Here is a 24,222-nt window from a genome sequence, read left to right as displayed (position 1 = left end):
GGCTCATCCCTTGGCGCGGTCGCGGTACTCGGTCGGGCTGGCCTCGTGCATCCGCTTGAAGTGACGGGAGAAGTAGAAGGGGTCGTGGTAGCCGACCTCGCGCGCGATGCTCGCGACCGTCGCGTCGGTCGTGTCGAGCAGGTGACGCGCCTGCGCCATCCGCAGCGCCGTCTGGTGCGCGAGCACCCCGCCCCCGGTCGCGCGGCGGAACAGCGCGCTCAGATGCGACGGTGAGACGCCGACCAGCGCGGCGAGGTCGGCGACCCTGATGGTGCTGTCGAGCCGCTCGGCGAGGTAGGCCATCGCCCGCTGCAGGGGGTCGCCGGGCGCGGGCATGGCGCGGTCGAGCACGATCTGCGTGAGGAGCTTCCACGCCGTGCCCGCGGCCCCCGTCAGGCTCGCCGGCGAGTGGTCGCGTTCGAGGATCATGATGACCTCGTCGAGCAGCGCGACCGCCCGGTCGAGCCGGCGGATGGGGATCACCGGCCTGGAGGCGGTCGCGCCGATGCCCTCGACCAGCTCGGGCACGTCGGTGCCGCGCATATGGCACCACCAGATCGTCCAGGGGACGTCCTTGGACGCGCCGTAGGAGTGCGGGGCGCCGCGGGGGATCACCACGGCGGTGCTCGGCCCGACGCGGTGCTGGGCGCCATCGACCTCCGCCCACCCGACGCCTGCCGCGCACAGGATGAGGATGGTCTCCGCGGTGCCGTTCGGCCGGTTCACCAGGTGGTCGGCCGCGTCGGGGTAGTAGCCGCAGTCGGTCACCATGAGGCGTCTGGTCACCGCGCGCGCCTGGGCGTCCGCGGCGACGCGGCGCGGGACGACGGTCAGCCGCTGGTTGCGGAACCCTTCCTGGATCGGCATCGCCCCAGTATGACATCGACCATCGGATCGTCCAGGTACTGGCGAACATCCGCCATTCCCCTCAGGCCGCCCGCGCCGGTTGACTGATGACGACGGAAATGCCCGGCCAATCGGGGAGGCCGTCCGGCCGGACGGGCTCATCACACCTTGGAGACACAGATCATGGGACGGGGATTGCTGTCCGGGAGGGTCGCCGTGGTGACCGGCACGGCGTCCGGCATCGGCGCCGCGGTGGTCGACCGCTTCCTTCAGGAGGACGCGCGGGTGATCGCGGTCGACGTCGCCCACCAGGGCGCGGGACGGCCCGGAGTGCTCGCGGTCACCGGCGACGTCGCCGACGCCGCCACCTGGCGGCGGGTCGCCGACACGGCGCGAACCGAGTTCGGGCGGCTGGACGTGCTCCACAGCAACGCCGCCGTGGTGGTGCGGGCCCCCGCCCACGAACTGGCCGAGAGCGACTGGGACCGGCAGATCGCGGTCAACCTCAAGGCGGCGTACCTGGCGGTCGGCGCCTGCGTCGCGCTCCTGCGCGAAGGCGGCGGCGCGGTGGTGCTGAGCTCGTCCGTGCACGCCCTCGTCGGTCTGCCCGCGCATCCCGCGTACGCGGCGGCCAAGGGGGGCCTGGTGTCGCTCGGCCGCCAGCTGGCCGTGGAGTACGGCCCCGAGGTGCGGGTCAACACCGTGCTTCCCGGCCCGATCCTCACCCCCGCCTGGGAGGGCATCGGCGAGGAGGACCGCCGCCGCAGCGTGGCCGGCACGGCCGCCGCCCGGTTCGGCCGGCCCGACGAGGTGGCCGCCGCGGTGACCTTCCTCGCCTGCGAGGAGAGCTCGTACGTGACCGGGGCGTGCCTGGTCGTCGACGGCGGCTGGACCGCCGTCAAGGACTCCGCCTGACGACCGGAACAGGGCCGCCTGACGACCGGAACCGGGCCGGCGACCGCGAAGACGCCGGCGGCCGCCGGATCGACCCCGAAGACGCCGGTGGCCGCCGGATCGGCCGCGAAAACGCCGGTGGCCGCCGGATCGGCCGCGAAAAGGGGAAGCGCCGCCCTCCTGGGAGGGCGGCGCTTCCTGTAACCCGGGTGAGGGGGGCTGCTACCCGGTTACCAGGGTGAGGCCGTAGACCGAGAGGATCTCGTTGACCGGCTGGAAGAAGGTGGTGCCGCCGGAGCTGCAGTTGCCGGAGCCGCCCGAGGTCACGCCCTGGGCCTGGCTGCCGGAGATGTAGGAGCCGCCGGAGTCGCCGGGCTCGGCGCAGACGTTGGTGCGGGTGACCTCGGAGACCGTGCCCTGCGAGTAGGTGACGCTGGTGTTGCGCTGCAGGACGGTGCCGCAGTGCCAGCCGGTGGTGGAGCCGGACCGGCAGATGGACGAGCCGACGCCGGCCACGCTGGAGCCGCTGACGGTCACGTTGGCGCCGCCGCTGCCCTTGACCCACGGCCTGGGCGTCCAGTTGCTGTTGACCGCGACCCACGAGTAGTCGCTGCCGGGGAAGACCGAGCCCTGGAAGGTGCCCTGCGCGACGCGGTTGTAGCCGGTGGTGCTGTTGCCCGCCCGGCCGCAGTGCCCGGCGCTGACGAACCCGTTCGTGCTGCCCCTGCGGACGGAGAAGCCGATGGAGCAGCGGGCCGAGCTGTTGATGTAGTAGGCGTCGCCGCCGCGGATGTCGTAGAAGGTCTGCGGCCGCTCGCTGGACTGCTCGACGCGGACGAGGGAGGCGTCGGCGCCGCTGGCGGCGACGAAGGCCTGCGCCTCCGCCGGCTGCGACGACTGGACGACGACGCTGTTGGTGCGGACGTCGACGAACCACACCGGCGTCGACGCGGGCGCCTGCGCGGACGCCTTGTCCAGCGCGGCCTTCGCGGCTTCGAGGGAGGCGAGACTGTGCGCGACCACCTTGGCCTGGACGCCGGAACCCTGGATGCCGGTCAGGGCGGCCGCGTCGGTGCCGGCGACGGTGAGCGTCGCGGAGGTCGGGCCGCTGAGCCAGGAACCGGCGTAGCTCCCGCCGAGCTTGGAGGTGGCCGACGACTCGACGCCCATGAAGCGGGCCTCGTTGAGCAGGCGCGACTCGGCCTGCTCGGTGGAGATGCCGAGGTCGCGGCTCATCGCGTCGATCATGGCGGGCGCGGGCGGGGGAGCGGCGGGCGCGGCGGCCGATGCGCGGTCGGCGACGGCCGGGGCGGCCATGAGGGTGAGGACACTGACTGCTAGAGCGCATCCGGCGGTGACCGTGCGTCTGCGGAGCATTGGCTCTCCTCCGTTTTGGGGGGGTGCCGTCACCGTAACTGGGCTCACGCACGACGCGGAGCTATCGTTTGGCACCTATCGCCGCGTTATGGAACCGCGGACCGCGTCACGGGATGGTGCCGAACCCGGGGTTGGCGACGAGCCAGTCGGCGTAGCGGCCGTTGCGCCGGACGGCCTCGGCGTGGGCGTCCCTCGCGTGGTCGGTGACCAGGGGCGCGGTGCGGGCGGCCAGGGAGTCGGGGTGCCATCCGAGCAGGTGCCTCCAGCGCAGCGGGGTCCCGGCGACGGGCATCATGACCAGCCCCGCGGTCAGCTCGAACGTCGCCTGGCACAGTGCGACGGCCTTTCCCGCCTTGACCAGGTGCAGGCAGGTGGCGACATCCGTCTCGTACACGTTTCGCGGGACGAATCCGGCTCGCGCGCACGCTCCGGCGAAGCAGTCGGAGAAGCATCCGTCCCCCGGCGTGAGCGCCCAGCCCTCGCCGGCGAGCCCGGACAGCTCCAGTTCCTTCTCCGCGGCCAGCGGGTGGTCCTCGCGCAGGAGCACGAACACCGGGTCGGTGCCCACGACGGCCCAGGTCATGGCCTCGGCGGCCGGTGGCGCCGACTCTCCGCAGGTGCCGATGAGCGCGAAGTCCAGCCGTCCGGCGCTGACCAGCGTGGTCAGCTCCCGCGCCGACCATGACGTGCGGGTGCTGATGGGCGTGGACGGGTGGGCGACGGTGAGGCGTTCGACCAGACCGCCGAGGATCGGCCCGTGGGTCGCGCCGATGCGGAAGCCGGCGATGCCCGTGTAGGTGTTGGCGAAGCGGACCGCCTCTTCCTGGAGTTCCCGCACGGCGGGCAGCAGGACGCGTGCCCGCGTCAGGACGAGTTCGCCGAGGGGAGTGGGGCGGGCGCCGTTGCGGTCGCGCTCGAAGAGAGCACCTCCGAGCGTCCGCTCGATCCGTTTGAGCTGCGCGGTGAGCGACGGCTGGGCCAGGCCGAGCTGGGTCGCCGCCTTGGTGACGCTCCCTGCCTCGGCGACCGCGCGCACGATCTTGAGGTGACGGAGCTCCAGATCCATACCGGGAACGTACGGCCGTAATGTTATGCCCGCAATGCAGATATGTCACCAAATCTGACTGTAATTTGTAGGATCATGCCTGATGTGCGACTGACCTGCAGAAACGTGGCGATTCGCCGCGCAAAAAAAGTGAGCCGTCCTCGCAAGGGTCTGTCAAGAAGTGTGCACGGCCTGGTGCGCCGGCACCCTGACGGGAGGGGGTCCGCGTGGGCGGCGGCCCGTCGCCCACCGGTCCGGTACAGGTAGAACACGTTTCTATCAAGTTGGCGGGCGAGCGAGTGACGGACGCCATACGCAGCACTACGATCGCGGACAACACACGCGCTATTGGACAAAGGGTCCGAGTATCCGGCGTTGTCGGTTTACCCCGGAGGATTTTGATGCGACGCATCACTGGAGTCGTTCTCATCGCGCTCGGGGCGTTCCTCATCACGCTGGCGCCGCTCATCCGCTTCTACGCGGCGGGCAAGCTGGTCGCGGCGCCGGCCGACTACTACGGGGTGTCGGAGCTGCGCGCCGACAACGCGCGGTACTTCAGCATCGCCAAGGTGAAGGTGCTCACCGCCTCCCTCGACATCACGGTGACCACGCGCGGCGACGTGGGCGAGGCCAAGGGCGACCGCGTCGTCTGGGACGAGTTCACCGCCGTCAACGACGTCACCCACGCGCAGCCGAACATCCAGCTGGACCAGCGCCGCAGCGCCTTCAACAAGTACACCGGCGAGGGCGTCAACTGCTGCGGCGTGAACGTGGACAAGGAGCCGGTCCAGATGACCGGCCAGATCTACCTCTTCCCGTTCGGCACCGAGAAGAGGACCTACAAGGTCTTCAACTCCTCCGCCAGGCAGTCCTTCGACGCCAGGTTCGTCGGCGAGGACATGGTCAACGGCCTGCCGGTCTACAAGTTCGAGCAGACGGTCCCGCCGACCAAGATCGCCACGCTGACGGCGCCCGCCTCGGCGATCGGCATGGACCAGAAGGGCGACGTCCAGGTCGACCGCTTCTACGACGGCGTCGTGACCTTCTGGGTCGAGCCCGTAAGCGGGACCCCGGTGAAGCAGGAGCAGCAGCGGCACGAGGTACTCAAGACCCAGGACGGCGTGGAGCGCTCGGTGGCCCTGGTCGCCACCGCGAAGATGACCTCCCCCACCGTCGACAGGCTGGTCCAGAGCGCCGTGGACGGCAAGAACCAGATCACGTTGCTCAAGACCACGGTGCCCCTGGTGATGCTGGTCGTGGGCCTGCTGATCGCGATCGCCGGAGTCGTCGTGCTGCTGTCCGCCCCTTCCCGGCGCCGCCACGCGCAGGCATAGTCCTTCCGGGTGGCCGCCTCGCCGGGTGGAACGTGTTCTCGGAAGCGTCGCCACGACATGATCACCTCTGGATGCGGCGGCGCGCGCATCCGATCAGGAGTACTCGCTAGAACGCGTTGCAGTTTCCGGTGCGCCGGTCGTACATTCGAGCCATGCGGACACGTGTCACCGACATGTTCGGGATCGAGTTGCCGATCTTCGCCTTCAGCCACTGCAGGGACGTCGTCGCCGCGGTCAGCCGCGCCGGCGGCATGGGTGTGCTCGGGGCCCTCTACTTCACCCCGGAAGAGCTCGAGATGGAGCTCAAATGGATCGACGACCACGTCGACGGCAAGCCGTACGGCGTGGACGTGGTCATGCCCGCCACGTACGCCGGAGCCGACCTCGGCGTGGACTCCCCGGAGGACCTGGTCGCCCGGCTCCAGGGGATGATCCCCGACGGCCACCGGGCGTTCGTCGAGAACCTGCTGGCCCGGCACGGGGTCCCCCAGCTCTCCGCCGGCGCCGACGCGGGCCGGGTGCTGCTCGGCTGGACCGACGCCACCGCGCGCCCCCAGGTCGAGACCGCGCTCAAGCACCCGATCGCGCTGCTGGCCAACGCGCTCGGGCCGCCGCCCAAGGACGTCGTGGACCTGGCCCACGCCAAGGGCGTCAAGGTCGCGGCCCTGGCCTCCACCCCGCGCCACGCGATCAAGCAGGTCGAGGTCGGCGTGGACGTGGTCGTCGCCCAGGGCACCGAGGCGGGCGGGCACACCGGCGAGATCTCCACGATGGTGCTGATCCCGCAGGTCGTGGACGCCGTGGACGTCCCCGTCCTGGCCGCGGGCGGCATCGGGTCGGGCCGCCAGATGGCCGCGGGCATCGCGCTCGGCGCCGAAGGAGTCTGGACGGGTTCGCTGTGGCTGACCGTCGAGGAGGCCGACACCCCCGAACTGGCCCGGCAGAAGATCCTCGCGGCCACCTCGCGCGACACCGTCCGCTCCCGGTCCTGGACGGGCAAGCCCGCGCGGCTGCTCAAGAACGAATGGACCGACGCCTGGGAGTCGGCCGAGTCCCCCGGCACGCTGCCGATGCCGCTGCAGTTCATGCTGATCTCGGGGGCGCTGCGCCGCATCGGCCAATCCGACGCCGCCGAGCTGGCCACGTTTCCCGCCGGTCAGATCATCGGCGCCATGAACCAGGTCAAGTCCGCCAAGGACGTGGTGTTCGACCTGGTCGAGGAGTACGTCGAGGCCGTCGAGCGCCTGGAGCGCCTCACGGGCGACTGACCGGCCGCGCGGCGCCCGCTCCCCGCCCCTGCGCGCGCCTCCCGCGTGTCTCCATAGCCCCGTGGCCGCTCCCCGCTCCGGGTCCATGGCCCTGTGGCCGCTCCCGCTGTGGTCTATCCCCGTCCCGGCGCCGCGTCCCCCTCGCCCTCCTCACCCGCCCCCCGGCTTCCGGGGCGGGTGAGGGACGTGCGGTTTACTGGGGGCCAAGGGGAGCGGACGAGAGGGAACGCGGATGCCGGAAGCGACGGACGCGCCTGTGATCATGGGCAACGTGCCGGGGTCGTACGCGCTGAGCGTGTTCCGCGAGCGGCACCCCGTCCTGGTGCGGCAGGTCAGGGACGCGCTGCCCTACTCCCTCGACCGGCTGCGGGCGCTGGACCGGCTGCTCGACGAGGTCGTCCGCGACGTCATGGAGCCGCTCGACGGCTCGGCCCACGACCACGCCGCGTGGGCGAGGTGGGGGCAGGGCAGGTTCGGCGGGCGCTGGGTCGACGTGCCGTTCCTGTGGGGCGAGAGCTACTTCTACCGCAAGCTACTGGAGGCCACCGGCTACTTCGGGGACGGCCCATGGCGCGGCGTCGACCCGTTCGGCCCGGTCAAGCAGGCCGAGTTGCGCAGCGCGGCGGTCGACGACGAGCTGACCGCGCTCGACCACGCCGCCACGCTGCCCGAGCACGAGCAGGCGGCGGGGGTGCTGCTGGGATCGCTGTGGGGCAACCGCGCCGACCTGTCGCACGCGATCACCGCGTCCGGCGGCCGCGACCGCGTCACCGACCTCGTCGTGGACGACAGCGCGCTGCTGTGGTCGCTGCTGCGTGACCGGCCGCCGGGCAAGGTCTGCCTCGTCGCCGACAACGCCGGCCGCGAGCTGCTGCCCGATCTGGTGCTGATCGACCACCTGCTCGACCGGGGGCTCGCCGCCGAGGTCGTCCTGCACGTCAAGCCGTACCCGTACTTCGTCTCGGACGCCACGCCGGCCGACGTGGCGGAGTCGCTGCGGCGGCTGGCCGCCGCGCCGGGGCAGGCGGGAAAGGTGGGCGGGCGGCTCTGGCGGGCGATGGGCGCGGGACGCCTCGCGCTGCGCGCCCACCCCTTCTCCTGCGCGCCGCTGCCCTACAGCGACATGCCGGACGACCTGCGCGGCGACTTCGCCTCCGCCTCCCTGACCATCACCAAGGGCGACCTGAACTACCGCAGGCTGGCCGGAGACCGGTTCTGGCCGCCGGCCACCCCCTTCGCGGAGGTCACCGCCTACTTCCCGGGCCCGGTGGTCGCCCTGCGCACGCTGAAGTCCGACGTGCTCGTGGGCGTCGGCGAGCGCGAGCTCGCCGCCCTGGACGCCACCGGGTCCCCATGGCGCACCACGGGCACCCACGCGATGATCCAGGGCCGCGCCTGACGCCCGCCGGCGGTCCGCTCCGTCACGCCTGGGCGAGGACCGCCCAGGTCGCGCAGGAGGCTCGCCTCGCCCGTCCGCCCCGTCATGCCTGCGCGAGGATTCCCGCCAGAGGCAGGCGCTGGACGAGCGTCGCCGGGAGCGCCGAGGCGAGCACGGCGAGCAGGACGGCCAGGACGCAGGCCCCGAGGGCTCCGGCGACCACCGCCCAGGGCAGGCGTCCGGCGAGCGCGGCCGTGGCCGCGAGCCCGGCGGCCGCCCCCGCGGCGCCGCCGGACAGGCCGATGAAGACGCCCTCCGAGATGACGAGCCTGGCGAGCGAGCGCCCCCTCCAGCCGGTCGCCCGCAGCGCGGCCAGTTCCGCGTCCCGCTCGCGCACGCCGAGGTAGAGCACGTCGGCGACGGCCAGCGTGCCGAGCGCGAACATCACCATGATCGCGGCGTAGTCGGCGGGGCGGGCCTGGAGCACGATCGCGTCCCCGAGGAGCGAGCCGACGACCCGGCCGCGGAAGCCGTACGTCACCCCGAGAAGCACGGTCAGCGCGAACACGCACACCATGAGCGTCGTGGCCCCGAGCAGCGTGCGGCCGGGGACCCGGGTGAGGCCGGCCAGGGCCATCCCGGTGACCCCGCGAGCCGTGCGGGCCCGCCGGCCGGCCCGCACCGCCGGGAGCACGGCCTCGACCGGCGGGACGGTGGAGGCGCGCCAGGCGGGGACGAGCCCCGCCGCCAGGGCCAGCGCCAGCGCGGCGGGCACGGTGAGCAGGACGCGCTGCGCCGACACCTGGAGCCCGAACCACGACGACACAGGGACGGCGAGCGCGGCCGACAGCAGGCCGCCCAGCAGGCCCACACAGGCGGTCTCGGTCAGCACGGCTCCGAAGAGCTTGCGCCGCGACCAGCCGAGGCAGGCGAGCACGCCCAGCTCCGTGCGGCTGGTCCGCACCGCCGCCGAGGCGGCGTTCACCAGGAACAGCCCGCACACGGCGAGGATGAGCACGAACAGGGCGAGCGACTTGCGGTCGGACTCCTGGAGGATCCGGTAGGCCACCCCCTTGTCGACCCAGCCCTCCTTGACGGTCAGCGCGGGCCGGCCGTACGAACCGGCGGGCAGGTCCACGGTGACCGGCGTCGGCGAGGATCCCATCGTGATGTCGACGTCGAGCCCGGTGGCGGCCACGATGTCGCGGGCCACCTGGCTGATGCGCTCCCTGCTCACCGGGTCGGGGCCGGTCACTCCCTCGACCCGGACTCTCACCACGCTGAGCGGCGCCTTCGCGAGCTGCCCGCCCTTGGTGACGCCCGCGATCTTCCGCAGGCTCGCCAGGTCGGTCAGCAGCAGCGGCGGCGGCTGCAGGTAGCCCGCGAGGTTGTCGGAGGGCAGCAGGCTCCGCCCCTTCAGCAGGGCGTCGGTCCGGCTGTCGCCGGGGACGACCGACGGAGGGTTGTAGGTCTCCATCGGCAGCGAGGAAAGGGGGGAGAAGCCCGCGAGCTTCTCGGGGTCGAACCGGCCCACGACCCGCATGGCGCCGTCGCTCACCGGGTCACCGCCCATGACGCGCAGGTCCAGCCGCCGGAACTGGGCGTCGGCCGATCCGATGGGGGCCGTTCCCACACCGGCCAGCTCGGGGACGAACGCCGCGAGGAAGGGGTCCTGCCACACCTGGCGGTCGTTGGTCACCCGCACCGGGACCAGCCTGCCGTCGGCGCCCTTGCCGTACTGGACGGGGCCGGCCGTCCAGTAGCGGGTCATGGTGATGTACTGCTCCACGGACTTGTTGCTGACCGGGTGCTGCCAGGTGTCGAGCATGTCGGTGAAGAACCGGTCGGCTCCCACGGTGAGCTTCTTGACGACCGTGCCGTCCTGCCGCGTGACCTGGTTCCGCAGGGTCCTGGCCGGCAGGCCGGACGCCACCTTCTCCGCCGCCTTGGCGGGCAACCTGCTGATGACGAGTTCGTCCTGCTGGTCGGCGTAGGGACGGCCGGCCGCGATCAGGGGGATCTCTCCACGGGGAGTGTCCTCCGTCCGGCCGAGGTAGTGGCCGTCCATCATCGCCTTGTCCAGGCCCGCCAGCTCCGCCTCCGCCTTCGGGTCGATCGCCGCGAGCAGCAGCGGGAACTCCTGCGAGAACAGGACCGTCGCCTCGCCGGGCCTGCCTCGCCCCACCGGATCGGGCAGTCCGTCGCCCCGCCCGTTCGCCGTGGACCAGGCGCTCGTGGTGGGCTCGCCGTCGAAGGGGAACGGGCCTGAGCGCGGTGAGAGCCTCTGCCAGTACAGGGAGCTCCCCACGGCCACGTCCTTGCCCGGCGCCACCTGTTCGCTGGCGTGCGCCAGCGCCGCGCCGCCCTCCCGCGTGTAGGCCAGCGGCCGCCGGGTGACGTAGGCGTAATGAGGGGCGTAGGGGATGCGGGTGAGCCCGCGGTCGGCCACCCGGGTGCGGTCGACGCGCAGCAGGGTGCGATCTCCTTCGCCCAGCACATCGGTGACGGGGACGTCGACGAACCCCGTCCCGGTCATGTAGCCGATCATGCCAATGGGCGCGGCGACCTCGATGCCGTCCAGTCCTCTGATGCGCTCCAGCTGGGCCTGCGTGATGCCGCCGTGGATGCCCGACAGGTAGTTGGCCCTGACCAGGTTCGACGAGCGCTCCAGTTCCGTGGCCGACCCTTTCGGGCGGACCAGGATGTCGTACTGGGCGCGGTAGTTCTTCTTGATCGTGCCGACGATCTGCAGCCGCTGGATCTCGGCCGTGCCGGTGAGGACCGTGAAGCCGGTGGCGGCGACGAGGATGCCGATCAGGAGCACCAGAGCACGCCCGGCGCGGTGCCGCAGCCGGGAGGCGGCGAGCCGGATCACCCGAGCCGTCCGATGCGGTCGAGCACGTCATCGGACGGCGCCACGCGCTCGTCGCTCACGATGCGGCCGTCCTGAAGCCGGATCAGCCGGTCGCACGAGGCGGCCACCTCGGGGTTGTGGGTGGCGATGATCATCGTCATGCCGTACCGGCGGCGCAGGGCCGCCAGCAGGTCCATGATCTCCTCGCCGGTGGTGCTGTCGAGGTTGCCGGTCGGCTCGTCGGCGAGCAGCAGGGGAGGGTGGCCGATGAGCGCGCGGGCGATGGCCACCCGCTGCTGCTCGCCGCCGGACAGCTCGCCGGGCAGCGCGCGTTCCCGGCCCTCCAGCCCGGCCGCTTCGAGCAACTCGCGCGCCCGCGCCTTCCTGTCGAAGTCCACGCGGTAGGGAAGGACGGGCGCGAGCACGTTGTCCAGCACGCTGAACGCGGAGAGCAGGTGGAAGCGCTGGAACACGAAGCCCACGCGCCGCCGGTGGGTGTCCAGCCGCCTGCGGGGGAGCGGCCGGTCGTCGACCGTCACCTCGCCCGCGTCGGGCAGGTCCATGCCTCCGACGAGGTGGAGCAGGGTCGACTTGCCCGCTCCCGACTGGCCCATGAGCGCGACCGCGCTGCCGGGCTCGAACTCCACGCTGACGTCGTCGAGTGCTCTGGCCGACCCATAGATGCGACTGACGCCCCGTAACGCGACTCCTGCTTCCATGGGTCTATACATTGTCACAATGTAGGGCGACTTATCGATAGATTGCGACAATCTAAGGGAGGTTGGGAAGATGCCGCTGAGCCACGCCGTACTCGCTCTGCTGGCCGAGGGGCCGAGCCACGGGTACGAGCTCAAGGGCCGCTTCGAGGCGGCGATCGGCCCTCAGTGGGGCGGCCTCAACATCGGCCACCTCTACCAGATCCTCGACCGCCTGGTCAGGGACGGGCACGTGACCCGCAGCCACGTGGCGCAGAACGACCGGCCGGACAAGACGCTCTACGAGCTGACCGGCGGCGGCGCCGAGGAGCTGAGGTCCTGGGTCGCCGCGCCGCACGTGCGCACGTCCGGCTTCCGCGACGAGACGTTCCTCAAGCTGCTCGCCGCGACCCGGCTCGGCGCCGGGGCATTGAGGGAGTACACCTCGGCCCAGCGGCAGGCCTGCCTGTCCGACCTGGCCGGGCTCACCCGCCTGCGCCGTGACAACGCCGCGGACCCGCTCGTCGCCCTGCTCGTGGACGCGGCCATCGCGCACACCAAGGCCGACCTTCAGGTGATCGACAGCGCCGAGCAGCGTCTGGCGTCCCTCGCCGGCCAGGCCCGTCCCGTGACGGCGGCCGAGGGTGCCCCTGCGGCGGACGGCGAAGCGCCGGGCACCGCCGCCGGCCCGTGACCGGCGGACGCCGTCCCGGTCACCGGCCCGGCGCGCTCACACGGCCGGAGGCTCATTCGCCGCGGTAGGCGGCGGGGCGCTTCTCGCGGAAGGCGCGTGAGCCCTCCTTGGCGTCCTGCGAGCCGATCACCGGCCAGCCGATGGCGTCGGACACCTTGAGCGCCTCCGCCTCGGGCATGCCGAGCGTGTCGCGGTAGGCGCGCAGGATCGCCTGGACGGCGAGCGGCCCGCAGGACGCCACCGCGTCGGCGATCTCGCGGGCGGACGCCAGCGCCTCGCCGTCCGGCACGACCCGGTTGACCAGGCCCATGGACAGCGCCTCCCGCGCGGTGACGGCCCGGCCGGTGAGCAGGATGTCCATGGCGAACGCGTAGGGGATCTGCCGCGGCAGCCGGATGGCGCTGCCGCCCATGGGGAACAGCGCGCGCCGGGCCTCGAACAGGCCGAGCGTGGCGGACTCGCCGACGACCCGCAGGTCGGTGCCGACGAGGAGTTCGGTGCCGCCCGCGACGGCGTACCCCTCGACCGCGCAGACGATGGGCTTGGTGGGCAGGGCGTCGCTGTCGCGCAGCAGGCCCTTCCAGTGGAAGTCGGGGATCTCCTGCGCGCGCCGCGCCACCCGGGGGTCGGCGGACGGCGATCCCATGGCCTTCAGGTCCGCCCCGGCGCAGAAGGTGCCGTTCGCGCCGGTCAGGATGCCCGCCCGCACCTCGGGCTCGCCGGAGATGTAGGCCCACGCGTCGGCGAGTCCGACCAGCATGTCGGTGGACAGGGCGTTCCTGGCCTCAGGGCGGTCCATGGTGACGATGACGACGTGGCCGTCCCGCTCGACCCGGCAGTGCGGGGTGCTGATGGGCAGGAGCTCCATGGACGACACCTTCCTGGCTCACGGTCGTATCAAGCGCTTGTTCAGCAAGGGCGGCCGGGGTTAGTCTGCCGCTGCGAACTAGAACAGATTCTTGTTGGTAAACCTGCCGTAACGCCAGGGTTGTCGGGAAACCGAGAACGTGCTTCACTTCGGCGCATCCGGGAAGGTACGGCGCAACCGGACAAGGGAGTTCCGATGGGCTCGCTCGGATTCTGGAGGCTCGCGCAGGCCGATCCCGGCTGGATCGCCGCCGTGGACCCCGACGGCACCGAACACCCCGCCGGCGAGCTGCTCGCCCGGGCGAACCGGCTGGTCCACGCCCTGCGCGCGCTCGGGATGAAGGCCGGCGACGGCCTCTGCGGCCTGGTGCCCAACGGCGTCGACGGTCTCACCCTCTACCTCGCCGCGCTGCAGGCCGGCTGGTACTACACGCCGATCAACTGGCACCTCACCGGGCCTGAGATCGCCTACATCGTCGCCGACAGCGAGGCCAAGGCCTTCTTCGTCCACGAGCGGTACGCCCAAGAGGGGTCCCGGGGCGCCGAGGTCATCGACCCCGGCCGCCGCTTCTCCTTCGGCGTGATCGACGGGTTCCGCACGGCCGCCGACCTCACCGCCGGGCACCCCGACACCTCGCCGCCGGACCGCACGGCCGGCGCGGCCATGCACTACACCTCGGGCACGACCGGCAGGCCGAAGGGCGTCCGCCGGCCGCTCAGCGGGCTCGACCCCGACGACGCGGCCGAACTGATGACGTTCCTGCTCTCGCTGTTCGGCATGACGCCGGGCAGACCCAACACGCACCTGGTGACCTCGCCCAACTACCACACCGCGGTCACGCAGTTCGGCGGCACGGCCCTGCACATGGGGCACACACTCGTCTACATGGACAGGTGGGACGCCGAAGAGATGCTGCGGCTGTGCGAGAAGCACCGCGTCACCAACTCGCACATGGTGCCCACGCACTTCAAGCGGCTGCTCTCCCTTCCCGAGGAGATCAAGCACAAGTACGACCTGTCCTCGCTGAAGTGGATGATCCACGCGGCCGCGCCCTGCCCGGTCCCGGTCAAGTGGGCCATGCTCGAATGGTGGGGCGACTGCGTCTACGAGTACTACGCCGCCACCGAGGGCGGCGGCACCATCGCCACGCCCGAGGCCTGGAAGAAGCATCCGGGCACGGTCGGCTCGGCGTGGCCGATCAGCGAGCTGCTCATCGTGGACGACGAACTCCGGCCCGTCCCGACCGGCACACCGGGGACCATCTACATGAAGATGGCCGGGGTCCGCTTCGAGTACAAGGGCGACCCGCAGAAGACCGAGGCCAACCGGCTGAAGGACCACTTCACCGTCGGCGACATCGGCTACCTCGACGAAGAGGGCTACCTGTACCTCTGCGACCGCAAGGCCGACCTGATCATCTCGGCGGGCACCAACATCTACCCCGCCGAGATCGAGAACGAGATGGTCGTCCACCCCAAGGTCGCCGACGTCGCCGTCTTCGGCATCCCGGACGACGAGTGGGGCGAGCAGATCAAGGCCGTCGTCGAGCCGGCCGCGGGCGTCACGCCGGGCCCCGGGCTGGCCGAGGAGATCCTCCGCTCGCTGGAGGGCCGGCTGGCCAAGATGAAGTGGCCGCGCACCATCGACTTCATCGCCGAGATGCCGCGCGAGCCGAACGGCAAGCTCCTCAAACGCAAGCTCCGCGACCCGTACTGGGAGGGCCACGACCGTGCCATCTGAAGGGCCCCTGCCGGCGCCGCCCCAGACCGCGGGGTCCGGCACCGTGCACCCCGGGGGCCTGCCACCCCGTCAGAGCCCGGGCACGCCGCCAGGCCAGAGCCCTCCGGCCACGCCGCCCGGGCCGCTGGTCGCCGAGCACGTGCTGGAGTTCCCCGGCGGGTACACCCGCACGACCGGCCCGGTGATCGGCCGCTTCCTCACCGAGCTGCGCGACGGGCGCATCGTCGGGGTCCGCGCCGCCGACGGCCGCGTCCTGGTGCCGCCCCTGGAGTACGACCCGGTGACCGGCGACGCGGTGACCGGCGAGTACGTCCAGGTGGGTCCGGCGGGGACCGTGCGGACCTGGGCCTGGGTGGGCACTCCGCGCAAGGGGCACCCGCTCGACCGCCCGTTCGCCTGGGCACTGATCAAGCTGGACGGCGCGGACACGAGCCTCGTGCACGCCGTCGACGCGGGCACGGTCAAGACGTTGCGGCCAGGCCTGCGCGTGCGGCCCCGGTTCAGGACCGAAGGCGAGCGCACCGGCCACATCACCGACATCGCCTGCTTCGTGCCCGAGGTCACCACGATGACCGCGCCCGTGCGCACCGAGTACCGCGTGCGGCCCGGCCGCTCGCTGACCCGCTTCCTGGAAGGCGTCCGCGACGGGGTCTTCATCGCCGGGCGGTGCGCGAGCTGCGACAAGGTCTACGTGCCCTACCGCACGACCTGCCCCGCCTGCGGCTCGACCATCGAGGAGGAGGTGGAGCTGCCCGGCACCGGCACCGTCACCACCTTCGCCATCAACAACCTGCCCGACCCCCGCGCCCCGCAGGTGCCGTTCGTGTCGGCCTACATCCTGCTCGACGGCGCCGACGTCCCCATGATCGTGCTGATGGGCGACGTCCCCGCGCACGAGGTGCGGCAGGGCATGCGGGTCAAGGCGGTCTGGGTGCCCCCTGAGGAACGCACCCTGTCGATGAGCAACATCAGGTGGTTCGCCCCCTCGGGCGAGCCGGACGTGCGGCTGTGAGGGGAGGTCCGCGTGCGTGAGGTGGCGGTCATCGCGTTCGCTCAGACGAAGCACACCGGTCACGATGAAGGACTGACCGAGCCCGAGCTGATCTCCCCGATCATCCAGGAGGTCAAGCGGGCCTCCGGCCTGACCCGGTTCGGCTTCACCTGCTCGGGCAGCTGCGACTACCTGGCAGGGGCGCCGTTCTCCTTCGTCTCCGCCCTGGACGCCATCGGCGCCTGGCCGCCGATCTCCGAGAGCCACGTCGAGATGGACGCCGCCTGGGCCCTGTACGAGGCGTGGGTGCGGCTGCAGCACGGCGACGTCGACTCCGCGCTGGTCTACGGCTACGGCAAGACCTCCCAGGGCGACCTGCGCGAGATCATGACGCTCCAGCTCGACCCGTACTACCTGGCGCCGCTAGGCCTGGACCAGGTCTCCTTCGCGGCCCTTCAGGCGAGCGCCGCGGGCGCCAAGGGGAACGAGCTGCGCGAGATCGTCCGGCGCTGCCGCGCCGACGGCCGGGCCAACCCGTACGCGCTCGACCTGCCCGACCCCGGCGACGCGCTGGGCGAGGAGGAAGAGGGGGTGTACCCGCTGAGCCCGGTGGACGTCGCCCCCGTCACCGACGGCGCGGCGGCCGTCGTCCTCGCCGCCGGCGACCTGGCCAGGGAACTGGCGGAACGTCCCGCGTGGATCACCGGCATCGCCCACCGCATCGAGCCGCACTACCTGGGCATGCGCGACCTCGCCAGGTCCGCCTCGGCCGCCGACGCCGCGCGCGCGGCCGGCGTCGGCAAGGGGCCGGTCGACGTGGCCGAGCTGCACACCCAGTTCAGCCACGAGGAACCCATCCTGCGGGAGGCGCTCGGACTGCCGCCGGACACGGTGGTCAACCCCTCCGGCGGCCCGCTCGCCGCCAACCCCGTCATGGCCACCGGGCTCATCCGCATCGGCGAGGCCGCCCGGCGCGTCATGGGCGGCACCGCGCGCCGCGCCGTCGCCCACGCCACGTCCGGGCCGTGCCTCCAGCAGAACCTCGTCACCGTCCTGGAGGCCTGACCATGGGAAACCGCTGCGCCGTCATCGGGGTCGGGCAGACCAAGTACCAGACCAAGCGCCGCGACGTCTCCATCGCCGGCCTGGTCCGCGAGGCCGCGCTGCGCGCCCTGGAGGACGCCGGGCTGACGTTCAAGGACATCGACGCCGTCGTCATCGGCAAGGCCCCCGACCTGTTCGAGGGCGTCATGATGCCCGAGGCGTACCTCGCCGACGCGCTCGGCGCCGCGGGCAAGCCGGTGACCCGCGTCCACACCGCGGGAAGCGTCGGTGGCTCCACCGCGCTGGTCGGGGCCTCGCTCGTCCAGGGCGGCGTCCACGACCGCGTGCTCGTCGTCGCCTTCGAGAAACAGTCGGAGTCCAACGCCACCTGGGCGCTGTCCACCCACCTGCCGTTCACCGCGTCCCTGGTCGTCGGCGCCGGAGGCTACTTCGCGCCGCACATCCGCGAGTACATGCGCCGCTCAGGCGCCCCTGACCACATCGGCGTGCTCGTCGCCGTCAAGGACCGGCTGAACGCGCTGAAGAACCCGTACGCGCACCTGAGGATCCCCGGCATCGACCGCACGATGGTCGAGTCGACGCCGATGCTGTGGGAGCCGATCCGCTACCTGGAGACCTGCCCCTCCTCCGACGGGGCCTGCGCCATGGTGCTCGCCGCCGAGGACAAGGTGACCGGCACCCCGGCATGGATCCACGGCGGCGCCATGCGCTCGGAGCCGATCTTCCGGGCCGGCCGCGACACCGTGAACCCCCAGGGTGGCAAGGACTGCGCGGCCGATGTCTACCGCCAGGCCGGCATCACCGACCCGCGGCGCGAGATCGACGTCGCCGAGGTGTACGTCCCGTTCTCCTGGTACGAGCCGATGTGGCTGGAGAACCTCGGCTTCGCCGGTGAGGGAGAGGGCTGGAAGATCACCGAGTCCGGGGCCACGGCCCTTGACGGCGACATCCCCTGGAACGCCTCCGGAGGGGTGCTGAGCTCCAACCCCATCGGCGCGTCCGGGCTCATCCGCTTCGCGGAGGCCGCTCTGCAGGTCAGGGGCCAGGCGGGGGAGCACCAGGTCGAGGGCGCTCGGCGCGCGCTCGGCCACGCCTACGGGGGTGGCGCGCAGTTCTTCGCCATGTGGATCGTCGGAAGCGACAGACCGTGATGCGCCGTCCGCGTGCCGGGGGATGAAGTGTGAGCCCGCTTCGGGCCACTATGGAACACATCGGGGGACAAGCAGTGAGGGCAGCCGGCGACCAGTTGTGAGGAGTCCCCGATGGAGTTCAACCACGCCGACCTGTTCGAGGGATTGGCCGACGCGATCGGGGACCGCGTGGCGGTCGTCTGCGGCGACGCCCGCCTGACCTACGCCGAACTAGAGGCCCACGCCAACCGCCTCGCCCACTTCCTGCTGGAACGCGGCGTGGAACCGGGACGGCACGTCGGCATCCAGATGTACAACGGCATCGAGTACATCGCCGGGCTGCTCGCCACGTTGAAGGTCAGGGCGGTGCCGGTCAACGTCAACTACAGGTACGTCGAGTCCGAACTGCGGTACCTGTTCACCGACTCCGACATCGTGGCCCTGCTGTACGACGTCGAGTTCGACGACCGCGTCGCCGCGGTCGCGCCCGAGTGCCCGAGGCTGGAGACGCTGGTGGCCGTCGGAGGTCCGTCCCGCGTCGAGGGCGCCGTGCCGTACGACCAGGCCCTCGCCGGCCGGCCGCACGGGCGCGAAGGCTTCCCGGCCCGGTCGGGCGACGACCTGTACATCATCTACACCGGCGGGACGACCGGCATGCCCAAGGGCGTCATGTGGCGCACCAGGGACCTGTTCATGGCCTTCGGCGGCGGCAACCCCTACGGCGAGCCGCACAAGGAGCCGCGCCAGGTCATCGACACCGCCGTGAGCTCCAACCCGATCATCATGATGCCCGCCGCGCCGCTGATGCACGGAGCCGCGCAGATGGCCACCTTCATCACCTGGTGGCTGGGCGCGACCGTCGTGTACACGCGCAGGTTCGACGCGGCGGAGGTGCTGCGCACCGTCGAGCGTGAGAAGGTCCTCACCGTCAACATCACCGGCGACGCCATGGCCCGTCCCCTCGCCGAAGAGATCGCCGCCGGTGACTATGACCTGTCGTCGCTGATGGTGATCAGCTCGACCGGCGCCATCCTGACCGGCACCGTGCGCGACCGCTTACAGGAACTGCTGCCGAATGTGATCATCATGGACAGCTTCGGCTCCACCGAGTCCGGCTACACCGCCTCGGCGGTCGCGGGCTCCTCACCGGAGTCCGGCCTGAAGTACAAGCCCAACGCCACCGCCACCCTCGCCGTGCTCAACGAGGACCTCGAACCGGTCAAGCCCGGCTCGGGCGAGATGGGCACGGTCGCCAAGTCCGGCGACATCGCCTTCGGGTACTACAACGACCCCGTCAAGACCGCCCGGACGTTCGTCACCGACGCCGCCGGCACCCGCTGGCTCCTCACCGGCGACCTGGCCCGCATCGAGGAGGACGGCACCATCCTGGTCTTCGGACGCGGCTCGCAGTGCATCAACACCGGGGGCGAGAAGGTGTTCCCCGAGGAGGTCGAGGCCGTGCTCAAGGGCCACCCCGCCGTCTTCGACGCCGTCGTGACCGGCGTCCCGGACGAACGGTGGGGCAGCCGCGTGGCCGCCGTCGTCGAACCCCGCGACGGGGCCCGGCTCACCGCCGAGGAACTCGACGCCCACTGCCGCGAGAAGCTGTCCGGCTACAAGGTGCCCCGCACGTACGCCTTCGTCGACCACATGGTCCGCACCCCGGCCGGCAAGGCCGACTACCGCTGGGCCAAACAGATCGTCACAGAAAACCCCTGACTTCCACGCCAAGCCCGCGCCAGGCCCCCGCGTTGCGCCGAGGGCGCCCCAAAATGGGCCGAAGTTCCCCGCGCTCGAAGCATGAACGGGCCGTCGATTCCCGCGTGCGCTCCGGCGGAGAACGGCAAGACCGTGCACGGCTCCCGGCGGGCCGGGGAGGTCGTCACCGGCCGATGTCCCGGTTCGGCGTGCCCGGGCATGAGCCGGGGGACAGGAGGGGTGCCGGGCGGTTCGTCGCCATCGGGCTCGGAGAACTGTCGGTGTGACGGTGCATGGTGGTCGGACGATGCCGAATCGGGGGTTCCCGTTCGGCTGAACACTGAGACCAGCCAGAAGAGGGACCGGCGCGCGACCTGCTGCGACGCGGCCGTTCGCCGGCCTTTCGCGGGCAGTCTCGCCTTCATCGACGTTTGGGGGAGCCTTCGATGTCCGAACTGAGGACCTGGGTCACCGATCTCGGGCTGGTCGAGTCGCCGCGCTGGCACGACGGCCGCCTGTACTTCTCCGACTGGACGGCGCACGAGGTGATCGCCCTCGGGGCCGATGGCGCACACGAGGTCGTCGCTCGCGTCGACTCGCTTCCCCTGTGCTCGGCCTTCGGACCCGACGGGCGGCTGGTGATCGTCGACGCCGCGCGAGGGCTGCTGCTGCGCCTGGAAGCCGACGGCTCGCTGGTGACCCATGCCGACCTGACCGGTCTCGCGCGCGGCTGGAACGACATCGTCATCGACGGTCGCGGCAACATCTACGTCGACCGCGTCGGCTTCGACATGCTCGCCGGTGAGGCGTTCGCCCTCGGGAGCGTCGTGCACGTCGCCCCCGACGGATCGGCGCGCCAGGTGGCCGACGGCATCGCGTTCCCCAACGGGATGGCCGTGACGCAGGACAACTCGACGCTGATCGTCGCCGACTCCTACGGCAACAAGCTCATGGGGTACGACATCGAGGCCGACGGCGGCCTGTCCAACGGGCGGGTGTGGGCCGATCTCGGCGACGGCGCCCCCGACGGCATCTGCGTCGACGCCGAGGACGCCGTCTGGTACGCGGACGTGCCCAACCGGCGTTGCGTGCGCGTGCGAGAGGGAGGAGAGATCGTGCAGACCATCGGGCTCGACCGGGGCGCCTTCGCCTGCGAGCTCGGCGGGGATGACCGCTCGACGCTGTTCATCACGGCGGCCGAGTGGCGCGGCATGCCCGAGATGGTCCCCCCTGGCACCGGCCGCGTGCTGTCGGCCCAGGTCGCGGTGCCTGGCGCGGGCTGGCCGTAAGACATGCCCGAGGGTCCAGACCCGAGTGCCGTAAGGCCGACTAACGCTGGGCCGAACAGATCGCCATCGAGCGACCGTGACCGAGACCCGACGGGACCACGGCCTCAGGCGTCGGTGTCCCTGGGATGCCGTGGCGAGGCCCAGAGAAGATAGACGATCCGCCGGGGCTCGTCGACGAGGTAACGCACCCGGCCACCCGCGGTGACCTCGTACTCCCACTGCGGGTATTCACGACCGCCTAGCGTCCCGGTGGCGAGACGGCCACGCAGCCGGTGTTGCCGGTCTGGATCCTCTTGTGACAACGGATTCGCGCGCAGAGCCTCGAAGCGCCGCCGAGTGTTGCCTGCGGCCTCGGCGCACAGGTCGATCCACCCTTTGGCCGCCTCACTGGTAGCGAACCGCATATGCCATTCGTCACCGATCGGCGGTGGGGCGACGGCATCACCGCGCTTGGGGCTCATGGTGCGGCCACTTCGCCGTGGTCCTCAGCCGGCAATGGACGGGTGAGCTCCGCGGTCAGCGCTGGATCGGCCAGGATGCGGGCGGTCGCGCGCCATTCGACGATGACCCGGTGCAACGTGGCGTGGACGTCCAGCTCGACCGCGTCCCGCGTGGCGTCCACGAGCTCCTGGACGAACTCACGCCTCTCGTCAACGGAAAGGTGCCGCACCCAGGGGAAGACCGCGGGCAGGGAGTGCAGGACCGCATGGACGCCCTCGTCGCTGGCCAGCAATGCGGTGATCATGCGGGCCGCGACGTCCGCCGTCTCCTCGCGCTCGCGGTCGTGCCGGGCGGTGGAGATGAACAGGTCTTCTCCGTCGCGGCGCTTGACGTGCACACGATGGAACCGGTCGATGGTCTCGGCGACCCGTTTGGAGTGCTTCGACAGATCAGAGAACGGGACAATGGGCATGGCCATGCTGCACCTTACTTCGGAACACGTTCCGAAGTGAAGCGCGGGAGTGGGCGGGCGGCTTCTCGTGGAGATCAATGTTCACGAATAAGTGATCATTGGGACATATGGGTGATACGAGCTGATCTGAGGGTGGGGAGGCTTCCTCCCCCCTGGAGTGCCAGTGACACCCGTACCTCCCACCGACGCCGAACTCGACACCATGATCATCGCCCGGCTGGCCTCGCTGGGCATCGACCTCTCCCAGCTCCCGCCCGGCACCGCGCCCGACCCCGGAACCGGCTCGCCGGGCCGGGACTCCGTCCTCGCCTCGCTCCGGTCGTTCATGCGCGGCTCGGTCGCCAGGATCGCCGCCTTCCAGCTTCCCCCGCCGCCGGGGACGGTCCCCGCCGATCCCGCGACCGCCGCCGCGCTGTCGCAGCAGCGCGCGCCGATGCTCTATCCGTCGATCAGCGTGGAGTGGCGTCGATGAGCGAGATCAAGCACACGGCCGCCGCCCGGCCGGCGCTGGTCGACGAGAGCGGCGACCAGCCTCTGGACCGGCTGGTGGACAGGCGGGCCTTCCTGGTCAGGACCGCGGCCGTGGGCACGGTAGCCGCGGGCGTGGTGGCGAGCCTGCCGGCCGTCCCGGCGCTGGCCGGCGGCCACGGACGCGGCCGGCCCTCTCTGGACGTGGCCGGCGCCTATGTGAAGCCCCGCCCGCGGGCCATGGCGGACCCGACCGAGCTGACCTTGGCCGAGGCGGCGTGGATGATCCGCAACCGCAAGATCAGCTCGCTGGAGCTGGTCGAGGCGTACCTGGCGCGCATCGACGCCTTCGAGGCCACCTACCTCGCCTTCAACACCGTGCTCGCCGACGCCGCCCGTGAGGCCGCCAAGGGCGTCGCCCGGCAGAGACACCGCGGCCCGCTGCACGGCATACCGCTCGCGATCAAGGACAACTACTACACCAAGGGCGTGCTCACCACGGCGAGCTCCTACCTGTTCAAGGAATTCGTGGCGCCGTTCGACGCCACCGCCGTCGCGGGGCTCAAGGACGCCGGTGCGATCGTCCTGGGCAAGACCCAGATGGGTCCGCTGGCCACCACGCGCGCCACGACCCCGGCCGGTGAGATCACCACGGTGAACGCCTGGACGCCGTCCGACCCGGGCGTCGACCCCGGCGGCTCCTCGACCGGCACCGCGACCTCGGTGGCGGGGCGGCTGGCGACGTCCGGCACGGGCACCCAGACGGGCGGTTCCATCACCGCGCCGTCGAACGCGCAGAACCTCACCGGCCTCAAGCCGACCATGGGCCGGGTCTCCCTCTACGGCATCATCCCGCTCAGCTACTCGCGCGACCATCCCGGCCCGCTCGCGCGTGACGCCAAGGACGCCGCGATCATGCTGACGGCGATGGCGGGCGAGGACCCGAACGACCCGCGCACACAGGGCCTGCCGAAAGTGCCCGACCTCATCGACGCGGCCACCCCGGTGTACAGCGGCAACCGGGTAAGGATGCGGTGGAACACCCGCATAGGGGTGCTCCCCGGATACGCCGACGGCACGTCCGAGACGGCCGCGGCGCGCAAGGGCTTCCTTGACGCCATGGCGGCGATCCGCGGGGTCACGCTCGTCGAGGTGCCGTTCCCGGCCGACTGGGACCTGCTGACCGGCGGCGACTTCAACAACGTCCGCCTGCCCGAGCGCAGCGAGCCGTTCATGCCGTACCTGCGGACCGACCTGCGCGGCTTCGGGGTCTCGCTGACGAGCTGGCTGCAGGGCGCGCTGATGGGGGCGAACGAGTTCGTCACCGGGCAGCGGGCCAAGCTGCTGCTGCTGGAGCGCGTGCTGGACCAGGTGTTCGAGCACTGTGACGTGGTGGTGCAGACGTCGCCCACGCCGTTCGACGGCATCGGCCTGCCGGAGATCGGCTTCCCGATCGGGTTCACCGCGACGGGCCGGCCCATCGGCACCATTCTCGGCGGCTCGCCGTACGCGGAGGACCGGCTGCTGTCCGTCGTCGCCGCCTACCAGGCCGTCTCTGACTGGCACTGGCGCCGCCCGCCGGACCCGGCGCCCGCCCTGCTGCGCACGCCGGCGGGCGCCCGCGGCCGCATCTCCGCGGAGGAGGCCGCCGAGCAGACGCAGTGAGGAACGCGGC

The 24,222-nt window shown here is 71.6% G+C and carries 21 protein-coding genes; 13 read left to right on the top strand and 8 right to left on the bottom strand.

All coding sequences use genetic code 11. The features are described from left to right. Window positions 1–3 precede the first annotated feature (3 nt). On the bottom strand, window positions 4–867 hold the full coding sequence (locus tag ACFO60_RS27725) for a helix-turn-helix domain-containing protein (RefSeq protein WP_380845458.1): 864 nt from the start codon (window positions 865–867) through the stop codon (window positions 4–6). Window positions 868–1,029: 162 nt separating this feature from the next. Here ACFO60_RS27725 and ACFO60_RS27720 point away from each other — a divergent pair, with 162 nt between their 5' ends. Continuing rightward, on the top strand, window positions 1,030–1,761 hold the full coding sequence (locus ACFO60_RS27720) for an SDR family NAD(P)-dependent oxidoreductase (RefSeq protein ID WP_380845455.1): 732 nt from the start codon (window positions 1,030–1,032) through the stop codon (window positions 1,759–1,761). 201 nt (window positions 1,762–1,962) lie between these two features. Here ACFO60_RS27720 and ACFO60_RS27715 read toward each other — a convergent pair whose 3' ends face one another. Continuing rightward, window positions 1,963–3,117 (bottom strand): S1 family peptidase, encoded by a 1,155-nt coding sequence (locus ACFO60_RS27715; protein ID WP_380845452.1) that lies wholly within the window; start codon window positions 3,115–3,117, stop codon window positions 1,963–1,965. A 106-nt stretch (window positions 3,118–3,223) separates the two neighbouring features. Continuing rightward, window positions 3,224–4,183 (bottom strand): LysR family transcriptional regulator, encoded by a 960-nt coding sequence (locus ACFO60_RS27710; RefSeq protein ID WP_380845449.1) that lies wholly within the window; start codon window positions 4,181–4,183, stop codon window positions 3,224–3,226. A 380-nt stretch (window positions 4,184–4,563) separates the two neighbouring features. On the opposite strand from ACFO60_RS27710, the gene pgfA reads away from it, so the two are divergent. The 3 genes from pgfA (at window position 4,564) to ACFO60_RS27695 (ending at window position 8,163) form a co-directional block, all read left to right on the top strand. Next, on the top strand, window positions 4,564–5,496 hold the full coding sequence (gene pgfA, locus ACFO60_RS27705) for a cell envelope lipid trafficking protein PgfA (protein ID WP_380845446.1): 933 nt from the start codon (window positions 4,564–4,566) through the stop codon (window positions 5,494–5,496). A 152-nt stretch (window positions 5,497–5,648) separates the two neighbouring features. Continuing rightward, window positions 5,649–6,764, top strand: coding sequence for an NAD(P)H-dependent flavin oxidoreductase (locus ACFO60_RS27700; RefSeq protein WP_380845443.1), 1,116 nt, complete (start codon window positions 5,649–5,651; stop codon window positions 6,762–6,764). Between the two features lie 232 nt (window positions 6,765–6,996). Then, window positions 6,997–8,163 (top strand): damage-control phosphatase ARMT1 family protein, encoded by a 1,167-nt coding sequence (locus ACFO60_RS27695; RefSeq protein ID WP_380845440.1) that lies wholly within the window; start codon window positions 6,997–6,999, stop codon window positions 8,161–8,163. 82 nt (window positions 8,164–8,245) lie between these two features. On the opposite strand, the gene ACFO60_RS27690 is transcribed toward ACFO60_RS27695, so the two are convergent. Continuing rightward, window positions 8,246–11,017, bottom strand: a complete 2,772-nt coding sequence (locus ACFO60_RS27690) for an ABC transporter permease (RefSeq protein ID WP_380845437.1) — start codon at window positions 11,015–11,017, stop codon at window positions 8,246–8,248. Next, on the bottom strand, window positions 11,014–11,715 hold the full coding sequence (locus ACFO60_RS27685; RefSeq protein ID WP_380845434.1) for an ABC transporter ATP-binding protein: 702 nt from the start codon (window positions 11,713–11,715) through the stop codon (window positions 11,014–11,016). Before ACFO60_RS27685 ends, ACFO60_RS27690 begins: the two co-directional genes overlap by 4 nt. 70 nt (window positions 11,716–11,785) lie before the next feature. Here ACFO60_RS27685 and ACFO60_RS27680 point away from each other — a divergent pair, with 70 nt between their 5' ends. After that, a complete protein-coding gene (locus tag ACFO60_RS27680) occupies window positions 11,786–12,385 on the top strand; it encodes a PadR family transcriptional regulator (RefSeq protein ID WP_380845431.1) in 600 nt (199 codons plus the stop codon). Window positions 12,386–12,437: 52 nt separating this feature from the next. Here the strand turns inward: ACFO60_RS27680 and ACFO60_RS27675 are convergent, their stop codons facing one another. Beyond that, window positions 12,438–13,253 carry a crotonase/enoyl-CoA hydratase family protein gene (locus ACFO60_RS27675; RefSeq protein ID WP_380845428.1) on the bottom strand — a complete coding sequence of 272 codons (816 nt, stop codon included), beginning with the start codon at window positions 13,251–13,253 and terminating at the stop codon, window positions 12,438–12,440. Between the two features lie 195 nt (window positions 13,254–13,448). On the opposite strand from ACFO60_RS27675, the gene ACFO60_RS27670 reads away from it, so the two are divergent. The 6 genes from ACFO60_RS27670 (at window position 13,449) to ACFO60_RS27645 (ending at window position 21,166) form a co-directional block, all read left to right on the top strand. Beyond that, on the top strand, window positions 13,449–14,993 hold the full coding sequence (locus tag ACFO60_RS27670) for an acyl-CoA synthetase (protein ID WP_380845425.1): 1,545 nt from the start codon (window positions 13,449–13,451) through the stop codon (window positions 14,991–14,993). 124 nt (window positions 14,994–15,117) lie between these two features. After that, a complete protein-coding gene (locus ACFO60_RS27665) occupies window positions 15,118–16,005 on the top strand; it encodes a Zn-ribbon domain-containing OB-fold protein (RefSeq protein ID WP_380845548.1) in 888 nt (295 codons plus the stop codon). 12 nt (window positions 16,006–16,017) lie between these two features. Further along, the gene (locus ACFO60_RS27660; protein ID WP_380845422.1) at window positions 16,018–17,049 is read left to right on the top strand and encodes a lipid-transfer protein; all 1,032 of its coding nucleotides are present in this window, start codon (window positions 16,018–16,020) and stop codon (window positions 17,047–17,049) included. Window positions 17,050–17,051: 2 nt separating this feature from the next. Further along, complete coding sequence (locus ACFO60_RS27655; protein WP_380845419.1) at window positions 17,052–18,200, top strand: thiolase domain-containing protein; 1,149 nt, start codon at window positions 17,052–17,054, stop codon at window positions 18,198–18,200. A 111-nt stretch (window positions 18,201–18,311) separates the two neighbouring features. Beyond that, entirely contained in the window at window positions 18,312–19,898 is a 1,587-nt protein-coding gene (locus tag ACFO60_RS27650) for an acyl-CoA synthetase (protein ID WP_380845416.1), read from the top strand. A 425-nt stretch (window positions 19,899–20,323) separates the two neighbouring features. Next, window positions 20,324–21,166 carry an SMP-30/gluconolactonase/LRE family protein gene (locus ACFO60_RS27645; RefSeq protein WP_380845413.1) on the top strand — a complete coding sequence of 281 codons (843 nt, stop codon included), beginning with the start codon at window positions 20,324–20,326 and terminating at the stop codon, window positions 21,164–21,166. Window positions 21,167–21,270: 104 nt separating this feature from the next. Here ACFO60_RS27645 and ACFO60_RS27640 read toward each other — a convergent pair whose 3' ends face one another. Beyond that, a complete protein-coding gene (locus tag ACFO60_RS27640; protein WP_380845410.1) occupies window positions 21,271–21,627 on the bottom strand; it encodes a hypothetical protein in 357 nt (118 codons plus the stop codon). Beyond that, on the bottom strand, window positions 21,624–22,085 hold the full coding sequence (locus tag ACFO60_RS27635; protein ID WP_380845407.1) for a hypothetical protein: 462 nt from the start codon (window positions 22,083–22,085) through the stop codon (window positions 21,624–21,626). Before ACFO60_RS27635 ends, ACFO60_RS27640 begins: the two co-directional genes overlap by 4 nt. A 157-nt stretch (window positions 22,086–22,242) precedes the next feature. On the opposite strand from ACFO60_RS27635, the gene ACFO60_RS27630 reads away from it, so the two are divergent. Both ACFO60_RS27630 and ACFO60_RS27625 read left to right on the top strand, forming a co-directional pair. Next, window positions 22,243–22,551, top strand: a complete 309-nt coding sequence (locus tag ACFO60_RS27630; RefSeq protein ID WP_380845404.1) for a hypothetical protein — start codon at window positions 22,243–22,245, stop codon at window positions 22,549–22,551. Then, window positions 22,548–24,212, top strand: coding sequence for an amidase (locus ACFO60_RS27625; RefSeq protein WP_380845401.1), 1,665 nt, complete (start codon window positions 22,548–22,550; stop codon window positions 24,210–24,212). The genes ACFO60_RS27630 and ACFO60_RS27625 overlap by 4 nt, the downstream gene beginning before the upstream one ends. The last annotated feature ends 10 nt before the right edge of the window (window positions 24,213–24,222 follow it).

Origin of the sequence: Sphaerisporangium dianthi (genome assembly GCF_042654065.1) — a bacterium.
In the GTDB taxonomy this organism is placed as follows: Bacteria; Actinomycetota; Actinomycetes; order Streptosporangiales; family Streptosporangiaceae; genus Sphaerisporangium; species Sphaerisporangium dianthi.
This window is presented reverse-complemented; position numbering and strand designations above follow the sequence as displayed.

Bases quoted from the DNA above. Each gene is read 5' to 3' on its own strand.
- ACFO60_RS27725 (WP_380845458.1), bottom strand. From the start codon at position 867: ATGCCGATCCAGGAAGGGTTCCGCAACCAGCGGCTGACCGTCGTCCCG.
- ACFO60_RS27720 (WP_380845455.1), top strand. From the start codon at position 1,030: ATGGGACGGGGATTGCTGTCCGGGAGGGTCGCCGTGGTGACCGGCACG.
- ACFO60_RS27715 (WP_380845452.1), bottom strand. From the start codon at position 3,117: ATGCTCCGCAGACGCACGGTCACCGCCGGATGCGCTCTAGCAGTCAGT.
- ACFO60_RS27710 (WP_380845449.1), bottom strand. From the start codon at position 4,183: ATGGATCTGGAGCTCCGTCACCTCAAGATCGTGCGCGCGGTCGCCGAG.
- pgfA (WP_380845446.1), top strand. From the start codon at position 4,564: ATGCGACGCATCACTGGAGTCGTTCTCATCGCGCTCGGGGCGTTCCTC.
- ACFO60_RS27700 (WP_380845443.1), top strand. From the start codon at position 5,649: ATGCGGACACGTGTCACCGACATGTTCGGGATCGAGTTGCCGATCTTC.
- ACFO60_RS27695 (WP_380845440.1), top strand. From the start codon at position 6,997: ATGCCGGAAGCGACGGACGCGCCTGTGATCATGGGCAACGTGCCGGGG.
- ACFO60_RS27685 (WP_380845434.1), bottom strand. From the start codon at position 11,715: ATGGAAGCAGGAGTCGCGTTACGGGGCGTCAGTCGCATCTATGGGTCG.
- ACFO60_RS27680 (WP_380845431.1), top strand. From the start codon at position 11,786: ATGCCGCTGAGCCACGCCGTACTCGCTCTGCTGGCCGAGGGGCCGAGC.
- ACFO60_RS27675 (WP_380845428.1), bottom strand. From the start codon at position 13,253: ATGGAGCTCCTGCCCATCAGCACCCCGCACTGCCGGGTCGAGCGGGAC.
- ACFO60_RS27670 (WP_380845425.1), top strand. From the start codon at position 13,449: ATGGGCTCGCTCGGATTCTGGAGGCTCGCGCAGGCCGATCCCGGCTGG.
- ACFO60_RS27655 (WP_380845419.1), top strand. From the start codon at position 17,052: ATGGGAAACCGCTGCGCCGTCATCGGGGTCGGGCAGACCAAGTACCAG.
- ACFO60_RS27650 (WP_380845416.1), top strand. From the start codon at position 18,312: ATGGAGTTCAACCACGCCGACCTGTTCGAGGGATTGGCCGACGCGATC.
- ACFO60_RS27645 (WP_380845413.1), top strand. From the start codon at position 20,324: ATGTCCGAACTGAGGACCTGGGTCACCGATCTCGGGCTGGTCGAGTCG.
- ACFO60_RS27640 (WP_380845410.1), bottom strand. From the start codon at position 21,627: ATGAGCCCCAAGCGCGGTGATGCCGTCGCCCCACCGCCGATCGGTGAC.
- ACFO60_RS27635 (WP_380845407.1), bottom strand. From the start codon at position 22,085: ATGGCCATGCCCATTGTCCCGTTCTCTGATCTGTCGAAGCACTCCAAA.
- ACFO60_RS27625 (WP_380845401.1), top strand. From the start codon at position 22,548: ATGAGCGAGATCAAGCACACGGCCGCCGCCCGGCCGGCGCTGGTCGAC.